We start from the raw sequence: 8,482 nt of genomic DNA, 5'->3' as shown, positions 1-8,482 counted from the left end.
GCGGCGGCCTCGTGCTCGGCGTCTGTAACGGCTTTCAGATTCTCTGCGAGGCGGGGCTGTTGCCCGGCGTCCTCATGCGCAACGCGCGGCTGAAATTCATCTGCAAGGATGTCCATCTGCGGGTCGAACGCTCCGACACGCCATTCACCCGTGGCTACAATGCGGGCCAGGTAATCCGCGTACCGGTCGCCCATGGCGAAGGCAATTACGAAGCCGACGAAGAGACGCTGAAGCGGCTGGAGAGCGAGGGACGGGTGCTCTACCGCTATTGCGCGCCCGACGGCACGGTCGATGAGGCCGCCAATATCAACGGCGCTGCCCATGCGATCGCCGGCATCGTCAACCAGCGCGGCAATGTGCTGGGCATGATGCCGCATCCGGAAAACCACGTCGAAGGCATCATGGGCTGCACCGACGGCCGCGGCCTGTTCGCGGGGCTGGTTGCGCATCTGCAGCAGGCAGCGTAGCCGCGTTTGCGTTCAAGACAATCCAACTAATAATAGCGTGCGCGAGCAGGTCGGCGACTGGCCTGAATTTTGCTCTTGCTCCCCTGTTCGCCGCTCGTCGGATTGGAGAGATCATGGCGTTTCGCAAGGCTTCCTGCACCCTCGCGCTCGCGGGGCTTCTTTTCGGCGCTCAAACCGCGACGGCCGAGACCACGTTGCGGATCGCGATGACGGCGGCCGATATCCCGACCACGACCGGATTGCCCAATAACGGCTTCGAGGGCATGCGCTTCCTCGGCTACCCCATCTTCGAAGGACTGGTGCTGTGGGACCTGACCCGGACCGACCGGCTGGCGACACTCCGCCCGGGGCTCGCTGAAAGCTGGGAGCAGGATCCCGCCGACAGCAAGACCTGGATCTTCCATCTGCGCCACGGCGTGAAATTCCATGACGGCACCGATTTCAATGCCGACGCGGTGATCTGGAATCTCGACCGCTATTTCAACAGCACGAGCCCGCAATACGAGCCGCCGAGCTCGGCGATGTCGCGCGCGCGCGTGCCGCTGATGGCCAGCTACAAGAAGATCGATGATGCGACGGTGTCGATCTCGACGACACGGCCGGCATCCTATCTGCCCTACATGGTGGTCTATCTGCTGTTTACCTCGCCCGCCTCGTTCGAGAAGGCGGGGCATGACTGGGCCAAGGTCGCGACCCTGCCGGCCGCCGGCACCGGGCCCTTCCGCATCACCAAGGTCGTGCCGCGCCAGGAGGCCGATCTGGCGCGCTGGGATCAGTATTGGGACACAGCCAAGAGGGCAAAGGTCGACAAGGTCGTGCTGATGCCGATTCCGGAAGCCAATTCGCGACTCGCGGCGCTGCGCTCCGGTCAGGTCGACTGGATCGAGGTGCCCCCGGCGGATGCAATCGATTCGCTGAAATCGGCCGGCTATATCATCACCACCGGGTCCTATCCCCACGTCTGGCCGTGGTTTTACAACATCGGTGCGACCGGCAGCCCGTTCAGGGACGTCAGGGTGCGGCAGGCGCTGAACTATTGCATCGACCGCGACGGGTTGGTGTCGTTGCTCAACGGTACGGCGGAGCCGGCGGTGGGCTGGCTCAAGGCCAGCGATCCCGATTTCGGCAATCCTGAAAATCACTACAAATTCGATCCCGCCAAGGGCAAGGCGCTGCTCGCGGAGGCCGGCTACACCGCGGCCAAGCCGCTGTCGTTCAAGGTGATGATCTCCAATTCCGGCTCGGGCCAGATGCTGCCGCTGCCGATGAACGAATATCTGCAGCAGAACCTGAAAGAGGCCTGCGGTGTCGATGCGCAGTTCGACGTCATCGAATGGCAGGTGCTGTTGACGGCGGCGCGCGCCACGCCGGACAGCCCGAGCCTGCAGGGCGCGATGGCGCTCAACATCAGTTCGCCGTCGTCCGATCCCGGCGTGATGGCGCGCTACTTCTCATCCACCAACTTCTCGCCGAACGGCTTCAATTTCGAGCAGTGGAAAGACGACACGTTCGACGCGGCGCTGAAGACGATCGAAACCTCGACCGATCCGAAGGTGATCGATGCTGCCTATCGCAAGGCACATGAGCGCCTGGTCGATAATCCGCCCTGGCTCTACATCGTGCACGATCTCAACCCGCGCGCGATGAGCCCGAAGATCAAGGGGTTCGTCTCGCCGCAATCCTGGTTCGTTGATCTGACGCTGGTCAGCATGCAGTAATGAAACACGACTTGGCCGACTTCGACACGAGGCGCAGCGCGTAACCCGCCGTCTTCGGCGGTCGACGAGCGAGATCTTGTCAAAACGAGGAGTGACGAAACTCTGGGCGGGCGGCATTTCTGCCGGGCGCGTTGCCAGGTCACTGCAGCGCTCGCCCATCGCAAGCTTGTTGTGCATCCAAAAAGAAAAAGGCCGTTCGCACTCCCGATGCAAACGGCCCAAGTCTAGGGAGGAAACGCCCGAGGGCGCTGACCCCTATCTATGTGATTTGCGGCCCCTAGAACATTCCGGGCAATACCGGAGGTGGTTAGTTCGGAACCCCACCAATTTGCGGGTGTCTCCAACTCGCCTTTGCCATCCCGGTGGCCGTTCGAATGCTGGGTCAGTTAGCGATCGCCCTTGCTTGAAGAGCAAGGGCGGGCGCGTAACTCACTGTTCCCTTGAGGATTTCCATGGAGAGCCGCGACGGAAGCGGTCGGTTACGCTTCAGCCCCGATTCTGACGGCTGCGCGTAACCCGCCCGTTCCTGATCTTGAGATTGAGTAGATGGGGTGGACAGGTATAGAGGTGCCCTCGGATACGACGAGCACGGATTGCCACGTTGATGCTGCTCAGTTGCATGAGCCGCGCGGTCATCTGGAATCCGAGACCACGTCCGTCGCCGTTTTGCGCTTCACGCGCTTGATGGTGCCGGAGAAGGTGAACACCGTCCGCGCACCGGATTTCAGCATGCCGCGCAGAAAGATCAGCGAGCCGCCGGCGCGGGTGATTTCGCCGGTGCCCTCGACCAGTTCTCCTTCATGCGCGGCGTCGAGAAAATCGCAGGCAAACGACACCGTCACGCCGGGGCCGTTGAGCACGGGCGCGGCGATCGCGAACAGGCAGTAGTCGGCGAACGCCATGAAGCAGCCGCCATGGACGTTGTTGGCGCCGTTGAGGTGTTTCTTCTCCACCCGGAAGGCGCAGCGCATGCTGCCGTCATCCTCCATCCGGTGCCAGAACGGACCGTTATGGCTCTCGAAATTGTCGCGGTTCCAGGTCCGCCAGCCCCTGAACTCGCCTTCGGCGCCGACCTGCAGGTCGGGTCGGTCAGGAAAACCGGATTTGATCTGATCGTCCAAGCGCAGGGCCCTTTATCTGAAGATTTTGGTTCTTAAATCCGATCTGCGGCCGACGCGCAAATCTGGCCCGTCGCGCCTTGCCGCGGCAAAGCTCTGGACAGGGCGCGTTTGCGTCCTAAAAGGCCTTTTCCGGCCCCTTCGATCTCCCTAAGAAGGGACCTCACTCGCGCTCCGGACCCTGATGAACGAGCCAAAGATCACCCCCGAACTCGTCGCTTCCCATGGGCTGAAGCCGGACGAGTATGAGCGGATACTGAAATTGATCGGGCGGGTGCCGAGCTTCACCGAGCTTGGGATCTTCTCGGCGATGTGGAACGAGCACTGTTCGTACAAATCCTCGCGCATCCACCTGCGGGGGTTGCCGACCAAGGCGCCTTGGGTGATCCAGGGGCCCGGCGAGAATGCCGGCGTAATCGACATCGGCGACGGCCAGGCCGTGGTTTTCAAGATGGAGAGCCACAACCACCCGAGCTATATCGAGCCCTATCAGGGCGCGACCACCGGCGTCGGCGGCATCCTGCGGGATGTCTTCACCATGGGCGCGCGCCCGATCGCCTGCCTCAACGCGCTCAGTTTCGGCGCGCCGGAGCACCCCAGGACGCGCCATCTGGTGTCCGGCGTGGTCGCCGGCGTCGGCGGCTACGGCAACTCCTTCGGCGTGCCGACGGTCGGGGGCCAGGTCCGCTTCCACACCCGTTATGACGGCAACATCCTGGTCAATGCGATGGCGGTGGGCTTGGCCGAAACCAGCAAGATCTTCTATGCGGCCGCCTCCGGCGTGAACATGCCGATCGTCTATCTCGGCTCCAAGACCGGGCGCGACGGCATTCATGGCGCCTCGATGGCCTCGGCCGAATTCGACGACGATAGCGCCGAAAAGCGTCCGACCGTGTAGGTCGGCGATCCCTTCGCCGAGAAACTTCTGCTCGAAGCCTGTCTCGAAATCATGGATGCGGGCTGCGTGATCGCGATCCAGGACATGGGCGCGGCGGGGCTGACCTGCTCGGCAGTCGAGATGGGCGCCAAGGGCGATCTCGGCGTCGACCTCGATCTCGATTCCGTGCCGACGCGCGAGTCCGGCATGAGTGCCTATGAGATGATGCTCTCGGAAAGCCAGGAGCGCATGCTCATGGTTCTGAAGCCGGAGAAGGAGCAAGAGGCCGAGGCGATCTTCAGGAAATGGGGCCTCGATTTCGCCGTGGTCGGCCGCACCACGCCCAGCAAACGCTTTGTCGTCAAGCATGGCGGCGACGTGATGGCCGATCTGCCGATCAAGGAGTTGGGCGACGAGGCGCCGCTCTATGACCGGCCGCATGTGGCTTCGCCGCAACTCGCGGTGATCCATGCCCGCGATATCAAGCCGCCGATGGGGATCGTCCCGGCGCTGGAGAAGCTGATCGCGACGCCCGAACTTTGCTCGAAGCGCTGGGTGTGGGAGCAATACGACCACGTCATCCTCGGCAATACCGTGCAGCGGCCGGGCGGCGACGCCGCCGTGGTGCGGGTGCAGGATGGACCGAAGGGGCTGGCGCTCACCGTCGATGTCACGCCGCGTTATTGCGACGCCGATCCGCATCAGGGCGGCAAGCAGGCGGTGGCGGAAGCCTGGCGCAACATCACCGCGGTCGGTGGCCGGCCGCTGGCGATCACCGACAATCTCAATTTCGGCAATCCTGAACGCCCCGAGATCATGGGGCAGTTCATCGGTTGTCTGAACGGCATCTCCGAAGCCTGCCGGGCGCTCGATTTCCCCGTCGTGTCCGGCAATGTCTCGCTCTACAACGAGACGAATGGCCGCGGCATCCTGCCAACGCCGTCGATCGGCGGTGTCGGTCTGCTCGATGATTTCACCAAGTCCGCGACGCTGGCGTTCAAGGCCGCGGGCGAGGCGATCCTGTTGATCGGCGAGACCCATGGCTGGCTTGGCCAGTCGGTCTATCTGCGCGAGATCTGCGGCCGGGAGGAAGGCGCGCCGCCGCCGGTCGATCTGGCCGCCGAAAAGCGCAATGGCGATGCAGTGCGCGGCATGATTCATGCCGGCACCGCGACCGCGGTGCATGACATCTCGGACGGCGGGCTTCTGATCGCGGTTGCGGAAATGGCCATCTGCAGCGGCATCGGCGCCAGGCTGCTGCCGGCGCCGACCTCGATCGTGCCGCACGCCTACTGGTTCGGCGAGGATCAGGCGCGCTACATCGTGACCGTGCCGGAAGTCGAGGCCGGCCGCGTGCTCGCCAAGATGCGGGGCTGCGAGCTGCCCTGCGTCCGCATCGGCACCACCGGCGGCGACGGGATCGCGATCGTCGGTGAGGCCGTGATCCCGGTTCAATCGTTGAAGCAAGGCTTCGAGGGCTGGTTCCCGGCCTATATGGGCGACGCGTCCTGACGCGTTGCCCTGATCTCACAGCACATGCGTGGCGCCCGGAATCCTGCGCAGCGCGGCTGTGGCGGCCCAGCTCACCGCCAGCGTAAGCACGAAGACGATGACGGCCTTGATGATCGCCGTGAGTTGCGGCGCCGGACCGAACGACAAGCCGAACAGCGCATATTGCAGCCACAACACCGGCACGTAGTGGATGAGATAGATGCCGTAGGCGTTATCGCGGATGGGATCGAGGATGCTCGAGCCCTCGTTATCGAAGCGCAGGAACAGCGCCAGGACGTTGAGCGTCTGCGCCGCGCCATAGGATGCGAACGCCAGCGCATAGGCAAGGTCCCACCAGAACGGCAGATTGTTCGGGTCGGGCAGCACCCCGTGCTTGACATAGATCAGCGCGACGATGGCGCCATAGCTCACGGTCGTCGCGGCGAGCCAGAATGGCCAGCGCCGCGCCAGGCCGCCGTCGGCGGCCAGCACGCCCTTGTCGAACGGCACCGCGCCGACGCCCATGCCGGCAAGGAAATACAACAGATAAAGCAGCATGCGGCTGGCCTGAATCGCGATCGGGCCGATCGCGAACCAGCGCGCGGCGCCGAAATAGAGGACCGCCGGCACATAGACGATGATGGAGGCAATCAGCAGCGACCAGAAGAACAGGTGCGCGCGCGTATAGCTCGCAAGCGACAGCCGGCCGATCGCCTCGACCAGGCCGGGCGCCGCGGCAAACACCAGCGCGGCGATGACATCGAGCGCCAGCAGGACCCAGACGAACCAGGCCGGTCCGATCTCCCATGGGCCGCTGGTGATCGTCCGCCACCAGAACGCGGCAAAGCCGATGTTGGGATCGTGCAGCTCAAGCTCGACGGCCCAATAGGCCAGCGGCATCAAAAAGACGGCGCAGACGATGAAGGGCAGGCCGAGGCGCCACCAGCGGTCGCGCAGGAAAAAGCCCGTGCCCTTGCGCTTCAGGCTCGGCCAGACGAATAGCCCCGACAGGAAGAACATCGCGGCCATGAAGAAGCTGTCGTTGAACAGCACCACGCCGTCGAAGCCGAGGAACGACTGCTTGTCGGTGTGGCCGTAATAGGTATAGGCGATCACCGAATGGTGGACCAGCACGAGCATGGTGATGAAGGTGCGGGCGCGGTCCAGCGCGGCATTCCGCGCCTTCGCCTTCGGCGCCGCCCGGACATCCGCCGGCATTGCCGTGTGAGAGATCGATGTCATGGACGCCCCGGATTAATGCTGTTTTCCGCAATTTTGCCGTCAGGAACGGGATTGAGCAAGTGCGAATTGTCGAGGCGCGTCCCCCACGCATCGAGCTTCGATCGAACGCCGTCCCAAGCGATTTCCTGCTGGAACCGGTTCCCGCATCGGAAGTTAGATGAGGATTCGTGGCGCTTCGGCGGGCGCGTAACTGGAGGAAAGAGTTGTGACGCTTCTCAAATGGGCTTTGTTTTTCTTCGTCATATCGGTCGTCGCCGGTATCTTCGGCTTCACCGGCATCTCGGCTGCCTCAGCCGACATGGCGCGAATCCTGTTCTATGTCTTCCTCGTGATCTTCCTGGTCCTGCTGGTCCTCGGGCTCACGATCTTCAGGGTATAGCCGGCCGAGCACCGCGAAAATGTGTGACCCGTCATTGATGGGTCACACACGATCCCGGGATGATCCGAAGGACCAGCCGCGGAATCTTCAGATTTTGGTTCGACGCGGAGCCTGTTGTCCGGCTGGCCCACAGGCGCGACCCGGCGGCATCGGCCCGGAATGACCCGGCAAATTAAGCCGCGACTTCCTCGATCTTCACCTTGTCCGGGTAGAACGCCAGATGGCCGGAAATCTCCGCCATTGCCGGGAAAGGCGTCTCATAGGTCCAGATCGCGTTATCCAGCGTCTTGCCGCCGGAGACGATGCTGAAATAGCTGGCGTCGCCCTTGTACGGGCAGTGCGTCACCCGCTCGGTCTTCTTCATGAGGTCCATTTTGACATCCTCGCGCGGCACATATTGCACGGCGGGATAGCTCGCTTCCTTCAGGGTCAGCGCGTGGGTGGTGTCGGCGATGACGACGCCATCAGCGATGACGCGCACGCGCCTGGGGTTCACGGTGATGGCGATCGGATGGTCGGGACCGGGGAGTTTCATGATATTTGAGCCCTTTGGTCAGTCCGTTGTGATCAAATGATGTGCCGGACCTGCTTTGCAAGCATTGGATCGGGAATATAGTGGCGCAAGGCGTGACCTGAAAGGCCATCCGCGCTAGGTTTGAACCTACAGAGCCCTCACGGTCGCCGCGCGCCGCCCGCAATGCGAGCGCCGCGAGAGTGGGCAAAGTCGGGAGAACGGAAAAAAGGAGCGAGACTGGGATGCCGATGGATTCCCGCGATATCGAATCGATGATCAAGGCTGCGATCCCCGATGCCGAGGTGACGATCCGCGATCTTGCCGGCGATGGCGACCATTATGCGGCGACTGTGATCTCGGAATCCTTCCGCGGCAAATCCCGTGTGCAGCAGCACCAGATCGTCTATCAATCGCTGCGCGGCCAGATGGGGGGCGTTTTGCACGCGCTGGCGCTGCAGACCGGCGTGCCCGGAGGCTAGCCGGTCCGCTTCGGCCGCCAGGGCAGGTCGGCCATGGCTCTGGGCACATGCCGATCGTCAGCGAGATCATTCTGCCTGCGGGCGCCGACGAGATTTGACGCAATCCTCGGCAAGGCTTTCTCGGCAAGGCTTTCTCGGCAAGGCTCCCCTGGCAAGGCTCATGCCGGCATCGGCTGGCTGGCCACAATGTCCGCGAT

The 8,482-nt window shown here is 63.2% G+C and carries 7 protein-coding genes and 1 pseudogene; 5 read left to right on the top strand and 3 right to left on the bottom strand.

Annotated features, from left to right (window positions below; all coding sequences use genetic code 11):
* Positions 1-467 (top strand): phosphoribosylformylglycinamidine synthase I (gene purQ / locus WCB02_RS37480; protein WP_423966957.1); only part of this gene is annotated, 467 nt, incomplete at its 5' end.
* A 113-nt stretch (positions 468-580) separates the two neighbouring features.
* Positions 581-2,185: an ABC transporter substrate-binding protein gene (locus WCB02_RS37475; protein ID WP_423966955.1), complete on the top strand. Its 1,605-nt coding sequence runs from the start codon at positions 581-583 to the stop codon at positions 2,183-2,185.
* 632 nt (positions 2,186-2,817) lie between these two features.
* On the opposite strand, the gene WCB02_RS37470 is transcribed toward WCB02_RS37475, so the two are convergent.
* The gene (locus tag WCB02_RS37470; RefSeq protein ID WP_423966953.1) at positions 2,818-3,306 is read right to left on the bottom strand and encodes a PaaI family thioesterase; all 489 of its coding nucleotides are present in this window, start codon (positions 3,304-3,306) and stop codon (positions 2,818-2,820) included.
* A gap of 178 nt (positions 3,307-3,484) precedes the next feature.
* On the opposite strand from WCB02_RS37470, the pseudogene purL reads away from it, so the two are divergent.
* Positions 3,485-5,692 (top strand): annotated as a pseudogene (gene purL / locus WCB02_RS37465) (phosphoribosylformylglycinamidine synthase subunit PurL).
* A 15-nt stretch (positions 5,693-5,707) separates the two neighbouring features.
* Here purL and WCB02_RS37460 read toward each other — a convergent pair.
* Positions 5,708-6,913: an acyltransferase family protein gene (locus tag WCB02_RS37460; RefSeq protein ID WP_423966951.1), complete on the bottom strand. Its 1,206-nt coding sequence runs from the start codon at positions 6,911-6,913 to the stop codon at positions 5,708-5,710.
* Between the two features lie 205 nt (positions 6,914-7,118).
* Between WCB02_RS37460 and WCB02_RS37455 the strand changes: the two genes are divergently transcribed.
* Positions 7,119-7,292 carry a DUF1328 domain-containing protein gene (locus WCB02_RS37455; RefSeq protein ID WP_423966949.1) on the top strand — a complete coding sequence of 58 codons (174 nt, stop codon included), beginning with the start codon at positions 7,119-7,121 and terminating at the stop codon, positions 7,290-7,292.
* Between the two features lie 172 nt (positions 7,293-7,464).
* Here WCB02_RS37455 and WCB02_RS37450 read toward each other — a convergent pair whose 3' ends face one another.
* Positions 7,465-7,827, bottom strand: a complete 363-nt coding sequence (locus tag WCB02_RS37450; protein ID WP_423966946.1) for a DUF427 domain-containing protein — start codon at positions 7,825-7,827, stop codon at positions 7,465-7,467.
* Positions 7,828-8,048: 221 nt separating this feature from the next.
* Here WCB02_RS37450 and WCB02_RS37445 point away from each other — a divergent pair, with 221 nt between their 5' ends.
* Complete coding sequence (locus tag WCB02_RS37445) at positions 8,049-8,285, top strand: BolA family protein (protein WP_423966944.1); 237 nt, start codon at positions 8,049-8,051, stop codon at positions 8,283-8,285.
* Positions 8,286-8,482 lie beyond the last annotated feature (197 nt).

This window comes from Bradyrhizobium sp., from assembly GCF_049581145.1.
Classification (GTDB): Bacteria; Pseudomonadota; Alphaproteobacteria; order Rhizobiales; family Xanthobacteraceae; genus Bradyrhizobium.
The sequence above is the reverse complement of the archived record's forward strand: the minus strand, read 5'-3'. Positions and strand labels throughout refer to the sequence as shown.

Bases quoted from the DNA above. Each gene is read 5' to 3' on its own strand.
- WCB02_RS37475 (WP_423966955.1), top strand. From the start codon at position 581: ATGGCGTTTCGCAAGGCTTCCTGCACCCTCGCGCTCGCGGGGCTTCTT.
- WCB02_RS37460 (WP_423966951.1), bottom strand. From the start codon at position 6,913: ATGACATCGATCTCTCACACGGCAATGCCGGCGGATGTCCGGGCGGCG.
- WCB02_RS37450 (WP_423966946.1), bottom strand. From the start codon at position 7,827: ATGAAACTCCCCGGTCCCGACCATCCGATCGCCATCACCGTGAACCCC.
- WCB02_RS37445 (WP_423966944.1), top strand. From the start codon at position 8,049: ATGCCGATGGATTCCCGCGATATCGAATCGATGATCAAGGCTGCGATC.